A 16,675-nucleotide genomic window follows, 5' to 3' on the forward strand; every position below is an offset into this window, starting at 1 on the left:
TGGCAGAATTATACGCACCCGCCCGTCAAGCCGCCCTACTCTCCGATGCCCAGCCCAGCCCTCGATCCAGCCGCCCTCGCCCAGTCCATCAAGGAGTGGGGCCGTGAGCTCGGCTTTCAGCAGGTCGGCATTACCGATGTGAACCTCGGCGAGCATGAAGCGCACCTGGAGGCCTGGCTGGCAGCCGGCTATCAGGGCGAGATGGATTACATGGCCGCCCATGGAAGCAAGCGCTCGCGCCCCGACGAGCTGGTTCCCGGCACGCTTCGGGTGATTTCACTGCGCATGGACTACCTGCCCGGCGACACGCGCATGACCCAACAGCTGGCCGCACCGGAAAAGGCCTACGTGTCGCGTTATGCGCTGGGCCGCGATTACCACAAGCTGATCCGCAAACGCATTCAGCAACTGGCCGAGCGTATTCAGCAGGTGGTTGGCCCATTCGGCTTTCGTGCTTTCGTCGACAGCGCGCCAGTGCTGGAGAAAGCTGCCGGGCAGCAGGCCGGGCTCGGCTGGATCGGCAAAAACACCCTGCTGCTCAACCGCAAGGCCGGCAGCTGGTTCTTTCTCGGCGAACTGTTCATTGATATCGCGCTACCCATCGACGAACCGACAACGCGTGACCACTGCGGCAGCTGCCACGCCTGCCTGGACGTCTGCCCCACCGAGGCATTCGTCGGTGAGCGCGTACTGGATGCGAGACGCTGTATTTCCTACCTGACCATCGAGCTAAAAGGACCGATTCCGGTTGAGCTGCGCAGCAAGGTCGGCAACCGCGTGTTCGGCTGCGACGACTGCCAGATCGTCTGCCCCTGGAATCGCTTCGCCAGGCCAACCGAGCAAGCCGACTTCCAGCCGCGCCACAACCTGGACAACGCCGAACTGGCGGCACTGTTCCGTTGGACCGAAGAGGAATTTCTCAGCCGCACCGAAGGCTCGCCGCTGCGCCGCACCGGTTACCAGAACTGGCTGCGCAACCTCGCGGTTGGCCTGGGCAATGCGCCATCCAGCATCCCGGTACTCGAAGCGCTTCGGGCACGCCGGCAAGACCCTTCGGAGCTGGTGCGGGAGCACGTGGAATGGGCGCTATCGCAACATGCGCAGCGGGGGCTGCAGGCTGACCCCGACTAATAAGCCGAAGCTGCAGTTCTACCTACGCACGCTCCGTCGCGCACAACGCATGCAGTTGCGCGCCGTCCAGCGTTTCCTGGGCGAGCAGTTCGCGGGCACAGCGCTCCAGCAGATCACGGCGTGCCTGCAACAGCTCCAGGCTGCGCTGAAAGGCCGACTGCACCAATTGCTGCACTTCCTCGTCGATCGCCGTCGCGGTGCTTTCCGCGTAGTCGTGCTGCGGCTTCAGCCCGAGAACAGCCTCATTGCCAAGGAAAGAATTCGGACCACGCTCCAGCACCATATGGCCGAGGCGCTCGGACATGCCGTAGCGGGTGATCATGGCCCGGGCAATGTCGGTGACCTTGGCCAGATCATCAGACGCACCGGTGGAAAGATGGGTGAACACCAGCCACTCCGCCGCACGCCCGCCAAGCAGCACTGCCATCTTGTTCTCCAGCTCTTCCCGGGTCATTAGGAAGCGGTCTTCCGTGGGCCGCTGGATGGTGTAGCCCAGCGCGCCCATGCCTCGCGGAATGATCGAAACCTTGTGCACCTGATCCATCCCCGGCAGCGCCATGGCTACCAGCGCGTGGCCCATCTCGTGGTAGGCGACGATCTCGCGCTCGCGCGGGTTGAGCAGGCGGTTGCGCTTCTCCAGCCCGGCGACAATGCGCTCGATGGCAGAGGTGAAGTCTTCCATCGCCACCGCATCGGCATTACGCCGGGTCGCCAGCAGCGTCGCCTCGTTGACCAGATTGGCGAGGTCCGCGCCGGTGAAGCCAGGGGTCAACGCGGCGATGGCCTGCGGATCAACATTGGCGTCCAGGCGTGATTTCTTCAGGTGCACATTGAGGATCTGCACGCGCCCGACCTTGTCCGGGCGATCGACCAGCACCTGACGGTCGAAGCGGCCGGCACGCAACAGGGCCGGATCAAGGATTTCCGGCCGGTTGGTGGCCGCCAGCAGCACCAGCCCACTGGACGTATCGAAACCATCCATTTCCACCAGCAGCTGGTTGAGCGTCTGCTCCTTCTCGTCATGGCCGCCGGACAATGGCCCGGCACCACGAGCACGGCCCAGCGCATCCAGTTCGTCAATGAAAATGATTGCCGGCGCCTGCGCCCGTGCCTGCTCGAACAGATCACGCACCCGTGCGGCACCAACGCCGACGAACATCTCGACGAACTCTGAACCGGAGATGGAGAAGAACGGTACCTTGGCCTCGCCGGCCACGGCGCGCGCCAGCAACGTCTTGCCGGTGCCGGGCGGACCGACCAGCAGCACGCCCCTGGGCATACGCCCGCCGAGGCGACCGTAAGTCTGCGGGTCGCGGAGGAAGTCGATGATTTCCTTGAGCTCTTCCTTGGCCTCGTCGACCCCGGCAACATCGGCGAAGCTCACCTTAATGTCGGTTTCGACGTAGACCCGCGCCTTGCTCTTGCCGATCTGCATCATGCCGCCGCCACCCAGGCCACTGCCTATGCGCTTGAGGAGGAACAGCCAGATGGCGAAGAACAGCATCGCCGGAACGATCCACGACAGCAGATCACGCACCAGGGTGCTTTCTACCTTGCCGGTGTAGCGCACCGGATACTGCTGCAGATGCTCGGCCAGTTGCGGCTCGACGCGGTTGCTAATGAAACGTCGCTGACCGCTGGCCAAAGGTTCCTTGAGTAGCCCCTCGATGCGCCGCTCGGTGATCGCCAGCTCTTCGACACGGCCCTCCTTGAGGTGCTGCTCGAACTCGCTGTAGGGAATGGTCGCCACCTCCTGCTGGATCGACAGCAGATACTGCAGGCCAAAGAACACCAGAACAGCGATCATCCAGTAATTCATGTGGAACTGAGTTCGGTCTTTCACACCTGTTCTCCTGTGCCGCAGTCCGGGGAATTATGCGCGCTATGGGAGAGGCCTGTCTGAACCCAGATCAGTAATGCTGCACGCCGCTCAAAGACCGCCGCGCACGCCGAGCCCTACACCCAGCTCCGCCGCCACGGCAAAGGGCAGCAGCAGCGTGTCCAGCACGACACTGGCCGGCAGATCCAGCGCGGCATGCTTCGGCGGCATGGCACCGAAGCGCTCCATGGGGCAACAGCCACCGTTGAGGCTGTACCAGTCCAGGCGCGTACCGGAATAGATAATCGGCGCGCCAGGCTTGGCGGCATCCAGCGTGCGCACCGTGGCGCAGCCGCCGAGCTGGCTCAGCGTCACCAGGAGTAGCAGCGCTCGGCCGATCATCTCAATCGTCACTGACGATATGGTGCTCACCCCAGCGTGGCAGCATGTCCTGCGGGATGTTGAGCAGATTGAGAATGCGCGCGACGACGAAGTCGACCAGGTCATCGATGGTCTGCGGCTGGTGATAGAAGCCCGGCGAGGCCGGCAGGATGGTCACCCCGAGGTTGGAGAGCTTGAGCATGTTCTCCAGGTGAATGCTCGAATAAGGGGCCTCACGCGGTACCAGGATCAACTGGCGACGTTCCTTGAGCGCGACGTCGGCGGCACGCTCGATCAGGTTGTTGCAGGCGCCGGTGGCGATGGCCGACAACGTGCCGGTGGAACAGGGCACCACGACCATGGCCGTCGGCGCGCCAGAGCCGGAAGCCGGCGGCGCCATCCAGTCTTCCTTGGCGAAGACGCGAATCTGCCCGACCGCGGCGCCGGTGTATTCGGAGAGAAACGCCTGCATGGCCTGGGGCTTGGCCGGCAGCACCACATCGGTCTCGGTGGCCATGACCAGCTGCGCAGCCTTGGAGATCAGGAAATGAACCTCGCGATCTTCCTGGATCAGGCAATCGAGCAGGCGCAGGCCGTACTGCGCGCCGGATGCGCCGGTCATGGCCAAGGTGATGCGTTCCGGTCCGTTCATACATTTGTTCCCTTGTAGTCGCTTGGTCGTGTTCGGGCGGGCTGAAGCGGAACGCCGCCCGGCCCACCCTACTTGCTGATGCGATCCGCGTGGAAATGCCTTCGGCGATTTCCACCCTACCCACGGTCATCGTAGGGTGGAAAACCGCAAAGCATTTTCCACCTTGAGCAATCAGCTCAACGCTTCAGCCAGCTTGCCGTGCAGCCCGCCGAAGCCACCATTGCTCATCACCACCACCTGGGTGCCGGGCGTGGCATCGGCCTTGACCTTGGCAATGATCGCCTCGAGCGAATCGCATACGGTGGTATCGACCGGCGAGCCGGCAACGGTGGCAGCCAGATCCCAGCCGAGATTGGCCGGCGCATACCAGATAGCCTGATCCGCCAGCACCACGGACTCGGCCAGGCCCTCGCGGTGCGCACCGAGCTTCATTGAATTGGAGCGCGGCTCGACCACGGCAATGATCGGCGTGTCGCCAACCTGCTTGCGCAGCCCGTCGAGGGTGGTGGCGATAGCCGTGGGGTGATGGGCGAAGTCGTCATAGATGGTCACGCCATTGACCTCCGCGACCTTCTCCATGCGTCGCTTGACGCTACGGAACTCGCTGAGCGCCTCGGCGCCCTGCTTCGGCAGCACACCCACGTGACGGGCCGCTGCCAGGGTCGCCAGCGCGTTGCTGACGTTGTGCTGGCCGGTCAGTGTCCACTCCACCACGCCCTGCACGACGCCCTCGAAAATCACCTCGAAGCGTGAACCGTCGGCGCTGAGCAGCTTCGCCTGCCACTGACCGCCGTCACCGGTGGTCTGCACCGGTGTCCAGCAACCCATGCCGATCACGCGCTTGAGCGCCGTCTCCGACTCGGGATGGATGACCAGCCCTTCGCTCGGCACGGTACGCACAAGATGGTGAAACTGCCGCTCGATCGCTGCCAGATCGGGGAAGATATCCGCGTGGTCGAACTCCAGATTGTTCAGGATCGCCGTGCGCGGGCGGTAATGGACGAACTTGCTGCGCTTGTCGAAGAAGGCGCTGTCGTACTCGTCCGCCTCCACGACGAAAAATGGCGTGTCGCCCAGGCGAGCGGAAATACCGAAATTCTGCGGCACCCCACCGATGAGAAATCCCGGGCTCATCCCGGCATGTTCCAGCACCCAGGCCAGCATGCTGCTGGTAGTGGTCTTGCCGTGAGTACCGGCTGCTGCCAATACCCAGCGGCCCTGCAGCACGTGATCGGCCAGCCACTGCGGACCCGAAACATAAGGCAGGCCCTTGTTCAGCACGTACTCGACCGCAGGGTTGCCGCGCGACAGCGCATTGCCAATCACCACCAGATCCGGCGCGGGCTCGAGCTGGCTCGGTTCGTAGCCCTGGGTCAGTTCGATGCCCTGGGCTTCCAGCTGGGTGCTCATCGGCGGGTAGACATTGGCGTCGGAGCCGGTGACGCGATGGCCCAGTTCCTTGGCGAGAACGGCCAGCGAACCCATGAAGGTGCCGCAGATGCCGAGGATATGAATATGCATGAATGACCTCTGGAAAAGCGCCGCGCCGGGCAATCTGATTCGCGACGCAGCCGCGCATGTCAGCGCCTAAATTGCGGCGCAGATTAGCACAGCGCCCGCCTACTGGCCGCCACACCGCACGTCGCCTTGCCCGCCGACGAACGGGCTTTGATCTACGCTGAATCACAGCAGTCCCAACACAATTACAGTCCCGGAGACCCATCATGCATTACGCCCATCCTGGCACCGAGGGTGCCCTGGTCACGTTCAAAGCCCGCTATGGCAATTTCATCGGTGGCCAGTTTGTCGAGCCGGTCAACGGCCAATACTTCACCAACCTCTCTCCGGTGAACGGCCAGCCCATCGCCGAATTTCCCCGTTCCAACGCTGCCGACATCGAAAAAGCCCTTGACGCCGCCCATGCCGCCGCCGATGCCTGGGGCAAGACCAGTGTGCAGGCGCGCTCGCTGATCCTGCTGCAGATCGCCGACCGCATCGAGCAGAACCTGGAAATGCTCGCCATCACCGAGACCTGGGACAACGGCAAGGCGGTGCGCGAAACACTGAACGCCGACATTCCCCTGGCCGCTGACCACTTCCGCTATTTCGCCGGCTGCATCCGCGCCCAGGAAGGCACCAGCGCGGAAATCGACGAACACACTGCTGCTTACCATTTCCATGAACCGCTGGGCGTGGTCGGACAGATCATCCCCTGGAACTTTCCGATCCTGATGGCATGCTGGAAGCTGGCACCGGCCCTCGCCGCTGGCAACTGCGTGATTTTGAAGCCCGCCGAACAAACCCCGCTGGGCATCACCGTGCTGGTCGAGCTGATCGGCGATCTGCTGCCGCCGGGCGTGCTCAACATCGTCCAGGGCTTCGGCAAGGAGGCCGGCGAGGCACTGGCCAGCAGCAAGCGCATCGCCAAGATCGCCTTCACCGGCTCCACCCCGGTGGGCTCGCACATCATGAAGCTGGCCGCCGAGAACATTATCCCCAGCACTGTCGAGCTGGGTGGCAAGAGCCCCAACATCTACTTCGAGGACATCATGCAGGCCGAACCGACCTTCATCGAGAAGGCCGCCGAAGGCCTGGTGCTGGGCTTCTTCAACCAGGGTGAGGTCTGCACCTGTCCATCCCGCGCGCTGGTACAGGAGTCGATTTACGCGCCCTTCATGGAAGCGGTGATGAAGAAAGTCGCGCAGATCAAGCGCGGCGACCCGCTGGACACCGAGACCATGGTCGGTGCCCAGGCCAGTCAGCAACAGTTCGACAAGATCGTCAGCTACCTGGAGATCGCCAAGCAGGAAGGTGCCGAAGTACTCAGCGGCGGCGGCGTGGAAAAACTCGAAGGCTCGCTCGCCTCCGGCTATTACATCCAGCCAACCCTGCTCAAGGGCCACAACAGGATGCGTGTGTTCCAGGAGGAAATCTTCGGTCCAGTGATCGGCGTCACCACCTTCAAGGATGAAGCCGAGGCGCTGGCAATCGCCAACGACACCGAGTTCGGCCTGGGCGCTGGGGTCTGGACCCGCGACATCAACCGCGCCTACCGCATGGGCCGGGCGATCAAGGCAGGTCGCGTCTGGACCAACTGCTACCACCTCTATCCGGCGCATGCCGCGTTCGGTGGCTACAAGAAGTCCGGCGTCGGTCGCGAAACCCACAAGATGATCCTCGACCACTACCAGCAGACCAAGAACCTGCTGGTCAGTTACGACATCAATCCGCTGGGCTTCTTCTGAGGGACAGCGCGGGCGGCCCCACCGCCCGCGCCTCGAACAAGACACCTGCCGGGCGCCGTCATGGTGCCGAGGAGCCCGAAAAAGGTGCGTTCCTGCTGCACTTCGCAAACAAAACGCCATGAATCCAGCGGCTCTGGCGCAGGGCATGACGCTTGCTAGGGAGAGTTGCCAACCACCTGCGAGGAACGATCATGGCTCTCGAACACAGCAGTTCCACGTCCCCCCAACATGCCGTCGACTTCGAAGCAGTCGGCAGCAACTACTTTCAGGAACGCGAACTCAAGAAAGGTGCAGCCGGCTGGGTGCTGCTTGTCGGGCTAGGCGTGGCCTACGTGATTTCCGGTGACTATGCCGGCTGGAACTTCGGCCTCGCCCAGGGCGGCTGGGGTGGGTTATTCATCGCCACGCTGCTGATGGCCACCATGTACCTGTGCATGTGCTTCTCACTGGCCGAACTGTCTTCGATGGTGCCCACCGCCGGCGGCGGCTACGGTTTTGCCCGCACCGCATTCGGCCCGCTCGGCGGCTTTCTCACCGGCACGGCCATCCTCATCGAATACGCCATTGCCCCGGCGGCCATCGCGGTATTCATCGGCGCCTACTGCGAGTCGCTGTTCGGCATCGGCGGCTGGGTGATCTATCTCGCGTTCTACATCGCCTTCATCGGCATCCATATCTTCGGCGTCGGCGAGGCGCTCAAGCTGATGTTCATCATCACGGCCGTCGCCGCGCTGGCCCTGGGCGTGTTCATCGTAGCGATGGTGCCGCACTTCTCGGTCGCCAATCTGCTCGACATCACACCCACTACCGCAGCGGGCGCCAGCGCCTTCCTGCCATTCGGCTACGTGGGCATCTGGGCGGCGATTCCCTATGCAATCTGGTTCTTCCTCGCCGTGGAGGGCGTGCCGCTGGCAGCCGAAGAGACCAAGAACCCGCAACGCGACATGCCGCGCGGGCTGATCGGCGCCATGCTGTTGCTGCTGGCCTTCGCCGGACTGATCCTGCTGGTGGGCCCCGGCGGCGCTGGCTCCAGCACGCTGATCGAGTCCGGCAACCCGCTGGTGGAAGCGCTGACCACCGCCTACGGCTCCTCCACCTGGATGAGCGGCTTCGTCAATCTGGTGGGTCTGGCCGGACTGATCGCCAGCTTCTTCTCGATCATCTACGCCTACTCGCGGCAGATCTTTGCGCTGTCGCGCGCTGGCTACCTGCCGCGCAAATTGTCGCTGACCAATCGCAACAAGGTGCCGGTGCTGGCGCTGATCGTGCCAGGGGTGATCGGCTTCGCCCTCTCGCTCACCGGTCAGGGCGACCTGCTGATTCTGGTGGCCGTGTTCGGCGCCACCATTTCCTACGTGCTGATGATGGCCTCGCACATCACCCTGCGCCTGCGTCGCCCGGACATGCATCGCCCTTACAAAACGCCCGGCGGCATCTTCACCTCGGGCGTTGCGCTGGTGCTAGCCTGCATCGCGGTGGTCGCGGGCTTTCTGGTCGACCCGCGCGTGGTGATTGGCGCGGCGATCATCTATGGCATCTTCATCGCCTACTTCGCGCTCTACAGCCGGCATCACCTGGTCGCCGGCACGCCGGAAGAAGAGTTTGCGGCAATCGAGAAGGCCGAAGCGGCGCTGCATTGAGGAGGTAAAGATGGGCTACTCGCACAGCGTAGGCGGCACCACCTGGCGCTTCGACGACCTGCGCGAGGTGATGGCCAAGGCCAGCCCGGCGCGCTCCGGCGACCTGCTCGCCGGGGTCGCGGCGGGTAGCGACGCCGAGCGCGTAGCCGCACAGATGTGCCTGGCCGAGGTGCCGCTCAAACGCTTTCTTGGCGAGGTACTGATCCCCTACGAAAGTGACGAGGTCACCCGGCTGATCATCGACAGCCATGACGCCACCGCCTTCGCCCCGGTCAGCCACCTGACCGTAGGCGATTTCCGCAACTGGCTGCTCGGCGAGGAAGCCGACGGCGCAACGCTCGCCGCCCTGGCGCCGGGACTGACACCGGAGATGGTCGCGGCCGTATCGAAGCTCATGCGCGTGCAGGACCTGATTTTGGTCGCGCAGAAGCCGCGGGTAGTGACGCGCTTTCGCAATACCATCGGCCTGCCGGGGCGCATGTCCACCCGGCTGCAGCCCAACCACCCCACCGATGACGGCGCCGGCATTGCCGCGAGCATCCTCGACGGCCTGCTATACGGCAACGGCGATGCGGTCATTGGTATCAATCCGGCCACCGACAGCACCGCCGGTATCTGTGAGCTGCTGAAGATGCTCGACGCCATCATCCAGCGCTACGAGATTCCGACACAGGCTTGCATCCTCACCCACGTCACCACTTCCATCGAGGCGATCAACCGCGGCGCCCCGCTGGACCTGGTGTTCCAGTCCATCGCCGGAACCGAGGCGGCCAACGCCAGTTTCGGCATAAACCTGGCGACCCTGCAGGAAGGCTACGAGGCCGGGCTTTCGGTCAAACGCGGCACCCTGGGCGACAACCTCATGTATTTCGAGACCGGCCAGGGCAGCGCGCTGTCGGCCAACGCCCACCACGGCGTCGATCAGCAGACCTGCGAAGCCCGCGCCTACGCCGTCGCGCGCCGCTACAAGCCGCTGCTGGTGAACACCGTGGTCGGCTTCATCGGCCCGGAATACCTCTACAACGGCAAGCAGATCATTCGCGCCGGGCTGGAAGACCACTTCTGCGGCAAGCTGCTCGGCGTGCCCATGGGTTGTGACATCTGCTACACCAACCACGCCGAAGCCGACCAGGACGACATGGACATGCTGCTGACCCTGCTGGGCGCGGCCGGCATCAACTTCATTATGGGCATCCCGGGTTCCGACGACGTGATGCTCAACTACCAGACCACCTCCTTCCACGACGCACTCTACGTGCGCCAGGTGCTGGGCCTGCGCGCGGCGCCCGAATTCGAGGAGTGGCTGGCGAAAATGCAGATCCTGCGGCAGGACGGCAATCGCCTGCAGCTCGGCAGCGAGCTGCCTGAGCCGTTCCGCCAGGCGCTGGAGCAGCTGACGTGAAGGCTGACCGCCTCGTCGACGGGCCAACTCTGCGCCGGATCGCTCGGTGGAAAACGCTTCGCGGTTTTCCACCCTACGAGGACCGGGCCGCGCGGCAATCGACATGGCACCTCACCCTCCTTGGCGCGGGCATGCGCCGAACCGCCGCCAACATCGGCCAAAACGCCCCGACCCCAGCCCCGCACACCACCGTAGGGTGGAAAACGACCGCAGGTCTTTTCCACGCGTTGCCGTGACCGCCAGAAACCCGAGGTAGCCCATGCCCGACCGCTCGCCCACCACCACAAATCCCTGGCAGCACCTGCGCCAGCTCACCCCGGCGCGCATCGCTCTCGGTCGCGCCGGCACCAGCCTGCCCACTGCCGCGCAGCTGGATTTCCAATTCGCCCACGCACAGGCGCGCGATGCTGTGCACTTGCCGCTGGATTGCGAGGCACTGATGCACGAGCTGCAACAGCACAATCTGGACTGCCTGCGCCTGCACAGCGCCGCCACGGATCGACAGCTCTACCTGCAGCGGCCGGACCTGGGCCGGCGCCTGGACGAAAGCAGTGCCGCGATGCTCGACGCGCACGCCGGTGATGGCTGCGACCTGGCCCTGGTGATCGCTGACGGTCTCTCCGCCCTTGCCGTACAGCGCCACGCCCTGCCCATGGCGTTGAAGATCGCCGAGCATTGCCAGAGCGAAGGCTGGTCGCTCGGGCCAATCAGCATCGTCGAGCAGGGCCGCGTCGCCGTGGCCGACGAAATCGGCGAGCGCCTGGGCGCACGGATGGTGCTGATCCTGCTTGGCGAACGCCCCGGCCTCAGCTCACCAGACAGCCTGGGCCTGTACTTCACCTGGGCGCCGAAGGTTGGCCGCCACGACGCGCAACGCAACTGTATCTCCAACATCCGGCCTGAAGGGCTCGTCTACAACCTGGCCGCACACCGCCTGCTGCATCTGATGCGCGAGGCTTGCCGCCGCCAACTCTCCGGCGTGCACTTGAAAGACGAAGCCGAGGTGCCGGCACTGGATGGCACACCTCGCACGGGCAACTTCCTGCTTGGTTGACCGAACCGCCTGAGAACTACGGCGCCGTAAATCTCTCGCAAAGAGGCCGTACCGGGCGTCGATCTCCGACGCTCCAGGACCGGCCAGCCTGCACGGGAACAGTCAAGGCATTCGGCATACGCTATCCAGCAACGATGCGCACCGCGCATCTTGCCGCACACCCTCACCACGCTTATGGTTGGGCACCCTCTGGTCGGAACCTTCGCATGTGGTCATTTCGTGCCTGGCAGCGCAAGCGCGTTCTCGCTCGCAATCCGCTCAGCCCCGAGCTGTGGTGCAGCGTGCTGGACAGCCTGCCGATCCTCGACGGCCTGAGCGACGAGGAGCAGACGCGCCTGCGCGAACGCAGCGTGCTGTTCCTGCATGACAAACGCCTCACGCCATTGCCGGGCGTTGAACTGCAGATCGAAGATCGCCTGCGGCTGGCTATTCAGGCCCAGCTGCCCTTGCTGCACCTGGCCGACCTCGACTGGTACCAGGGCTTTCATGAAATAGTCATTTATCCGGACGACTTCCGCAGCCCGCAGAAGCATCGCGACTCGGCCGGTGTGGTGCATGAGTGGGACGGCGAGCACAGCGGCGAAGCCTGGTTGCAGGGGCCGGTGATCCTTGCCTGGCCGGGCGTGCAGCAGAGTGGCGGCTGGGACGGCTACAACCTGATCATCCATGAGCTGGCGCACAAGCTGGACATGCTCAACGGCGATGCCAACGGCCTGCCGCCGCTGCATCGCCACATGCGCCTGGACGCCTGGGCCAGCGCCATGCAAAGCGCCTACGATGCATTGAACGAAACGCTGGATGCCAACCCCGAAGCCGAGACACTGATCGACCCTTACGCAGCGGAAAACCCTGCAGAGTTCTTCGCCGTAACCAGCGAGTACTTCTTCAGCGCGCCAGACCTGCTGCAGCAGGCCTTCCCGGAAGTCTATGCACAGCTGGCCGAGTTCTATCGCCAGGACCCGCTGGCACGGCTGACAGCACTGCAACAACGCCATCACCCGTACAGGGAACCGCGCTAAACCCCCGTCGTCGAATACGCGTCGCATCCGACCGCACGCGTTATGTCCACGCGACGTGGCAAAACGCCCGACAGTGCGCCTATAATCGCGCCCACTTTTTACGCCCCAGGCCGCCTTGGCCGTCCACGGAGCAATGTGCATGAGCTACAGCAAAGTCCCGGCCGGCAAAGACCTGCCCAATGATATCTACGTCGCCATCGAGATCCCGGCCAATCACGCGCCGATCAAATACGAAATCGATCACGACACCGACTGCCTGTTCGTTGACCGATTCATGGCCACGCCGATGTTCTACCCGGCCAACTACGGCTTCATCCCGCACACCCTGGCCGACGACGGCGACCCGCTGGACGTGCTGGTCGTCACCCCCTATCCGGTTGCACCGGGTTCGGTCATCCGCTGCCGTCCGGTGGGCGTGCTGAACATGACCGACGAAGCCGGCGGCGACGCTAAACTGATCGCCGTCCCCCACGACAAGCTGACCCAGCTGTACGTGGACATCAAGGAATACACCGACCTGCCGCCACTGCTGATCGAGCAGATCAAGCACTTCTTCGAGAACTACAAGGATCTCGAAAAGGGCAAGTGGGTCAAGGTCGAGGGCTGGGGCAACGCCGACGAAGCCCGAGCAGCAATTACCAAAGCTGTTGCGGCTTACCAAAAATAAGCCAATACCGCCAAAGGAAAGCCGGCCACAAGCCGGCTTTTTGCTTTATAAGCACATGATAAATAACGAAAAATTATAATAATCGATTGAGCCGGCAGCTTGACCCACCCCTTGGTGTGCCAGCAAAAATCCACTCCGTCAATGAAGGTGGTAATGGCCTTGCCTGGCCGCTCGCCTTTTTTCTGGTTCCTCACAGCACCTCTCTGGCATCCAGACGGGCCAGCAGATGCTCGCCCCATGCCCAGAGCGCCTCGCGGCGAGCATCGGGCATGCGATCAAGATTCTTGTAGGTCAGCGACAGGCGCGGATTAGTGCTCAGCTGCCCACGGTGGCGCATCAGAAAATGCCAGTACAGCGCGTTGAACGGGCAGGCCCGCGCGCCGGTAATCTCTGCCACCCTGTAGGCACAACTGCCGCAGTAGTTGGACATGCGCTTGATGTACTGACCGCTGGCGCAGTACGGCTTGGAGCCGAGATAACCACCGTCGGCATGCATCATCATGCCCAGTACATTGGGCAATTCGACCCACTCGAAGGCGTCCATGTACACAGCCAGATACCAGTCACTGATCTGCTGCGGCTCAATACCGGCCAGCAGTGCGAAATTGCCGGTGATCATCAGGCGCTGAATGTGGTGAGCGTAAGCATGGTCAAGGGTCTGACCTATCGTCTGCCGCATGCACTGCATGTGGGTCTGCCCGCTCCAGTAGAACGCCGGCAGCGCCCGGGTATTGCCAAAGGCATTGCGCGTCGCATAGTCCGGCATGTGCAACCAGTAGATCCCGCGCACATATTCGCGCCAACCGATTAACTGTCGGATGAAGCCCTCGGCGGCGTTGAGTGCCACCCGCCCCGCATGGAAGGCGGCCTCCACGTCAGCGTACAGACGGCGCACATCGAGCAGGCCGACGTTGAGTGCGGCGCTGATCCGTGCATGGAACAGGAACGGCTCGCCGCTGGCCATGGCGTCCTGATAATCGCCGAAATCCGCCAGGGCATGGTTGAGAAAGTGCTGCCACAGGGCTTCAGCCTCGCCATGGGTCACCGGATAATCGAAGGCCTCCAGACTGCCGTAGTGATCAGCAAATCGCTCGGCGACCAATGCCAGCACTTCATCCGTAATCACATCACGGGCAAAACGACATGGCAGGGGCATGCGCAGGCCCTTGAGCAAGGGCTTGCGGTTGTCAGCATCGAAATTCCAGGCTCCGCCCAGCGGGCTGCCGTCGGGTTCGAGCAGCAGTCCGGTCTTGCGCCGCATTTCCCGATAGAAGAACTCCATGCGCAGCTGCTTCTTGCCCTGCGCCCAGCGCTCGAATGCTTTGCGCGAGCAGATGAAACGGGTATCGGTATACCAGGTAATCGGCAGGCCGCTCTCGCGCAGAGACTGCTCAACCCGCCAGTCACCTGCCTCCGTAATGTGAATGGACGCCGGCTGCCAGCGCTCGACATGGCGTTGCAGCTCACCCACCAGACTGCCGCTATTGGCCGGATCGTCGAGGGTCACGTACTCAACACGCACCCCACGCGCACGCAGCGCCTCGGCAAAGTGACGCATGGCACTGAACAGGAAGGCAATCTTCTGCGGATGATGGGGCACATGGCGGGCTTCTTCGGCCACCTCGGCTAGCAGTACCCGATCCTGTTCGATATCGATCCCGACCAGCGAGGCCAGGTTGAAGGCCAGCTGATCCCCCAGGATGAGCCGCAGCGCGCCAGAGTTGGACGAAGTCACAGCTCGATCAGCTCCATGCTGGAACGGCCGCGCAGGTAACGCCAGCCCAGATGCAGCCAACCTGCGAATGCTGGCTGGTGATCCCGGCATCCATTACCGCCAGTGGGCGGGTGTCGAGCAATAAAGTCAGCTGCCCCATTGCGAGCGCATGCTGGTCAGCAGACGCAGCGGCTCGCGTCGTCCCTCACTGAGGCCGCACATCTCGTCGTAGGCGCTGGCATGGACCAGATAAAGGGGTACGTCCGGCGCCTGTTCAAGCAGATAGCGGGCGTGCTCGACCGAGCGCAAGCGCATTGCCTTGTCGCACTCGTCATGCAGGCCGTGGATGCGGCCATCCATGTGCGCATTAAGCAGGTAGATTCCACCCTCAATCGAAACCAGATCGAGTGATTCGATGCGCCCCGCCTGGGCATGAGTGATCAGTTCGTGCAGTTTCATGGCATTACCTAGACCCCATTAACCTGTACAAAATATCAGAAATGAATAGTTTTCGTACAGATTTAATGCCTGCTTGGCGGAATGCGGATGCTCGTACCGGGCGAACTGTTCAGACCGGATGAAACACCGGGACCATGAAGGTCAGCCCTGACATCCACCACCACCTTGATCAGGTCGAAACGCATGGCGCTTTGCCTGCGTATTGCGCCCTCACCGGGCGCTGATGGCGTCGAGTACACCCATGACTTCCCCCCGAGGCGGCAGGTTTGGCATCCGGAAAGCCCGTTCAGGATGTTTGGGGTAGTACTCGGCAGTTCAGGCGCTTAGCCATGCTCCCCCTCCCGCTCCCTTGACCTGATAGAGAGCATCGTCAGCCAGGCGCAACAGTGTGCGGGGATCGATACAGTCCTCAGCCTGCCCCGGCACTCGTGTAACCAGACCGATGCTTGTACCGACACGCACACCATCGGAAGACGAAACATTCAATGCTGCGACGCCTTCAATCACCTGTTGCGCCACCAGGCGAGCACCTTCGCCATCCGTATCACGCAATACCAGCACAAACTCGTCGCCGCCATATCGAGCCGCCAGATCAGTCTCTCGTCGGGCACAGCTTTGCAGCACCGCAGCAATACGTGCCAGCGCACGGTCACCGGCTAAATGCCCGAGGCTATCGTTGATCAATTTGAAATTATCCAGATCCACGATCAATAGGCTCAGCGGACTCACCGATCGCTGAGCCCGACGCCAGCTTTTGGCCAAGAAGGTTTCGAAACGCCGGCGGTTGGCCAGTCCTGTCAAAGGATCGTGCTGTGCCGAATGTTCAACCGCCTGCTCGATCAACTTGCGCTGAGTAATGTTCTGATGACTGACCACAAAGCAGCTGATGCCGGGATGCTGTACGGGTACTACGCGCATGATGAACCAACGCTGCTCGCTGGGACTGTGGCAGGGGTACTCGCAATAAAAATGCTCAATTCGCCCGGATAGCACGGCCTCCAGCCCCGCAGCGATATCTGCAACATTGGCATCGCCACAGTGGGTAGCCGTCTTGCAAACGCTCAGGTAGTTGTGGCCAATCCAGTCAAAATCGTAGGACAAGCCATTGTCATGCGCGAAATGACGCCAGCTTTTATTGACGAACAGGATTCGCCCCTCAGGGTTAATCAGAGCGAATTGTTCCTCAAGCGAATCGAGCACGGCACGGTAAAAATCATTGCTCAAGGGACCGTCGCGCGCAGTACCGTCCAGAAGCCCAGCGTCCATAAATGTCTCCGTCATCAATGATCGGTCGGGCGCACTGCCTCTCCTCGGAGCAGATAGCAGCTTGCCTGTACCGGACACGCCGACCCTGTTCACATTCACGGAAAAGGCGTTGCGCTCGGCTGCACACCGAGGTTGCGCCATATGTTGGACAAAAACGAGGATATTAGACGGTCGAGGCTGAGCTGTCATAGCTCAGCCATACGCAAGCAGGTCATGGCATCACGGG

15 protein-coding genes are annotated in these 16,675 nt (G+C 62.7%); 7 read left to right on the plus strand and 8 right to left on the minus strand.

All coding sequences use genetic code 11. The features are described from left to right. The first annotated feature begins 45 nt into the window (after positions 1-45). On the plus strand, positions 46-1,131 hold the full coding sequence (gene queG / locus NAV32_RS00830) for a tRNA epoxyqueuosine(34) reductase QueG (protein WP_256050898.1): 1,086 nt from the start codon (positions 46-48) through the stop codon (positions 1,129-1,131). A 22-nt stretch (positions 1,132-1,153) separates the two neighbouring features. Here queG and ftsH read toward each other — a convergent pair whose 3' ends face one another. The 4 genes from ftsH to mpl all read right to left on the minus strand — a co-directional run bounded on the left by ftsH (position 1,154) and on the right by mpl (position 5,504). Continuing rightward, positions 1,154-2,974: an ATP-dependent zinc metalloprotease FtsH gene (ftsH, locus tag NAV32_RS00835; RefSeq protein ID WP_256050899.1), complete on the minus strand. Its 1,821-nt coding sequence runs from the start codon at positions 2,972-2,974 to the stop codon at positions 1,154-1,156. Between the two features lie 87 nt (positions 2,975-3,061). Then, positions 3,062-3,352, minus strand: coding sequence for a YceK/YidQ family lipoprotein (locus NAV32_RS00840; protein ID WP_102832742.1), 291 nt, complete (start codon positions 3,350-3,352; stop codon positions 3,062-3,064). Position 3,353: 1 nt separating this feature from the next. Further along, positions 3,354-3,983: a flavin prenyltransferase UbiX gene (ubiX, locus tag NAV32_RS00845; protein WP_256050900.1), complete on the minus strand. Its 630-nt coding sequence runs from the start codon at positions 3,981-3,983 to the stop codon at positions 3,354-3,356. Positions 3,984-4,154: 171 nt separating this feature from the next. Then, positions 4,155-5,504, minus strand: coding sequence for a UDP-N-acetylmuramate:L-alanyl-gamma-D-glutamyl-meso-diaminopimelate ligase (gene mpl / locus NAV32_RS00850; protein WP_256050901.1), 1,350 nt, complete (start codon positions 5,502-5,504; stop codon positions 4,155-4,157). A 203-nt stretch (positions 5,505-5,707) separates the two neighbouring features. On the opposite strand from mpl, the gene exaC reads away from it, so the two are divergent. The 6 genes from exaC (at position 5,708) to ppa (ending at position 13,010) form a co-directional block, all read left to right on the plus strand. Further along, positions 5,708-7,228, plus strand: a complete 1,521-nt coding sequence (exaC, locus tag NAV32_RS00855; RefSeq protein ID WP_256050902.1) for an acetaldehyde dehydrogenase ExaC — start codon at positions 5,708-5,710, stop codon at positions 7,226-7,228. Between the two features lie 191 nt (positions 7,229-7,419). Then, a complete protein-coding gene (gene eat, locus NAV32_RS00860) occupies positions 7,420-8,868 on the plus strand; it encodes an ethanolamine permease (protein WP_256050903.1) in 1,449 nt (482 codons plus the stop codon). Between the two features lie 10 nt (positions 8,869-8,878). Further along, complete coding sequence (locus NAV32_RS00865; protein WP_256050904.1) at positions 8,879-10,270, plus strand: ethanolamine ammonia-lyase subunit EutB; 1,392 nt, start codon at positions 8,879-8,881, stop codon at positions 10,268-10,270. 259 nt (positions 10,271-10,529) lie between these two features. After that, a complete protein-coding gene (gene eutC, locus NAV32_RS00870; protein WP_256050905.1) occupies positions 10,530-11,324 on the plus strand; it encodes an ethanolamine ammonia-lyase subunit EutC in 795 nt (264 codons plus the stop codon). Positions 11,325-11,530: 206 nt separating this feature from the next. After that, entirely contained in the window at positions 11,531-12,343 is an 813-nt protein-coding gene (locus NAV32_RS00875) for a zinc-dependent peptidase (protein WP_256050906.1), read from the plus strand. Positions 12,344-12,482: 139 nt separating this feature from the next. Beyond that, positions 12,483-13,010, plus strand: coding sequence for an inorganic diphosphatase (gene ppa / locus NAV32_RS00880; RefSeq protein WP_256048451.1), 528 nt, complete (start codon positions 12,483-12,485; stop codon positions 13,008-13,010). A 190-nt stretch (positions 13,011-13,200) separates the two neighbouring features. On the opposite strand, the gene NAV32_RS00885 is transcribed toward ppa, so the two are convergent. The 4 genes from NAV32_RS00885 to NAV32_RS00900 form a co-directional block, all read right to left on the minus strand. Beyond that, complete coding sequence (locus NAV32_RS00885) at positions 13,201-14,745, minus strand: cryptochrome/photolyase family protein (RefSeq protein WP_256050907.1); 1,545 nt, start codon at positions 14,743-14,745, stop codon at positions 13,201-13,203. A gap of 126 nt (positions 14,746-14,871) precedes the next feature. Then, positions 14,872-15,183, minus strand: coding sequence for a DUF6482 family protein (locus NAV32_RS00890; protein ID WP_256050908.1), 312 nt, complete (start codon positions 15,181-15,183; stop codon positions 14,872-14,874). Between the two features lie 62 nt (positions 15,184-15,245). Next, on the minus strand, positions 15,246-15,368 hold the full coding sequence (locus tag NAV32_RS00895; protein WP_256050909.1) for a hypothetical protein: 123 nt from the start codon (positions 15,366-15,368) through the stop codon (positions 15,246-15,248). 130 nt (positions 15,369-15,498) lie between these two features. Then, positions 15,499-16,464, minus strand: a complete 966-nt coding sequence (locus NAV32_RS00900) for a sensor domain-containing diguanylate cyclase (protein ID WP_256050910.1) — start codon at positions 16,462-16,464, stop codon at positions 15,499-15,501. Positions 16,465-16,675: the final 211 nt, after the last annotated feature.

Origin of the sequence: Stutzerimonas stutzeri (assembly GCF_024448695.1) — a bacterium.
GTDB lineage: Bacteria > Pseudomonadota > Gammaproteobacteria > Pseudomonadales > Pseudomonadaceae > Stutzerimonas > Stutzerimonas stutzeri_T.

Bases quoted from the DNA above. Each gene is read 5' to 3' on its own strand.
- NAV32_RS00840 (WP_102832742.1), bottom strand. From the start codon at position 3,352: ATGATCGGCCGAGCGCTGCTACTCCTGGTGACGCTGAGCCAGCTCGGC.
- NAV32_RS00900 (WP_256050910.1), bottom strand. From the start codon at position 16,464: ATGACGGAGACATTTATGGACGCTGGGCTTCTGGACGGTACTGCGCGC.
- exaC (WP_256050902.1), top strand. From the start codon at position 5,708: ATGCATTACGCCCATCCTGGCACCGAGGGTGCCCTGGTCACGTTCAAA.
- NAV32_RS00875 (WP_256050906.1), top strand. From the start codon at position 11,531: ATGTGGTCATTTCGTGCCTGGCAGCGCAAGCGCGTTCTCGCTCGCAAT.
- eutC (WP_256050905.1), top strand. From the start codon at position 10,530: ATGCCCGACCGCTCGCCCACCACCACAAATCCCTGGCAGCACCTGCGC.
- NAV32_RS00865 (WP_256050904.1), top strand. From the start codon at position 8,879: ATGGGCTACTCGCACAGCGTAGGCGGCACCACCTGGCGCTTCGACGAC.
- ubiX (WP_256050900.1), bottom strand. From the start codon at position 3,983: ATGAACGGACCGGAACGCATCACCTTGGCCATGACCGGCGCATCCGGC.
- NAV32_RS00895 (WP_256050909.1), bottom strand. From the start codon at position 15,368: ATGCGTTTCGACCTGATCAAGGTGGTGGTGGATGTCAGGGCTGACCTT.
- mpl (WP_256050901.1), bottom strand. From the start codon at position 5,504: ATGCATATTCATATCCTCGGCATCTGCGGCACCTTCATGGGTTCGCTG.
- queG (WP_256050898.1), top strand. From the start codon at position 46: ATGCCCAGCCCAGCCCTCGATCCAGCCGCCCTCGCCCAGTCCATCAAG.
- NAV32_RS00890 (WP_256050908.1), bottom strand. From the start codon at position 15,183: ATGAAACTGCACGAACTGATCACTCATGCCCAGGCGGGGCGCATCGAA.
- ppa (WP_256048451.1), top strand. From the start codon at position 12,483: ATGAGCTACAGCAAAGTCCCGGCCGGCAAAGACCTGCCCAATGATATC.
- eat (WP_256050903.1), top strand. From the start codon at position 7,420: ATGGCTCTCGAACACAGCAGTTCCACGTCCCCCCAACATGCCGTCGAC.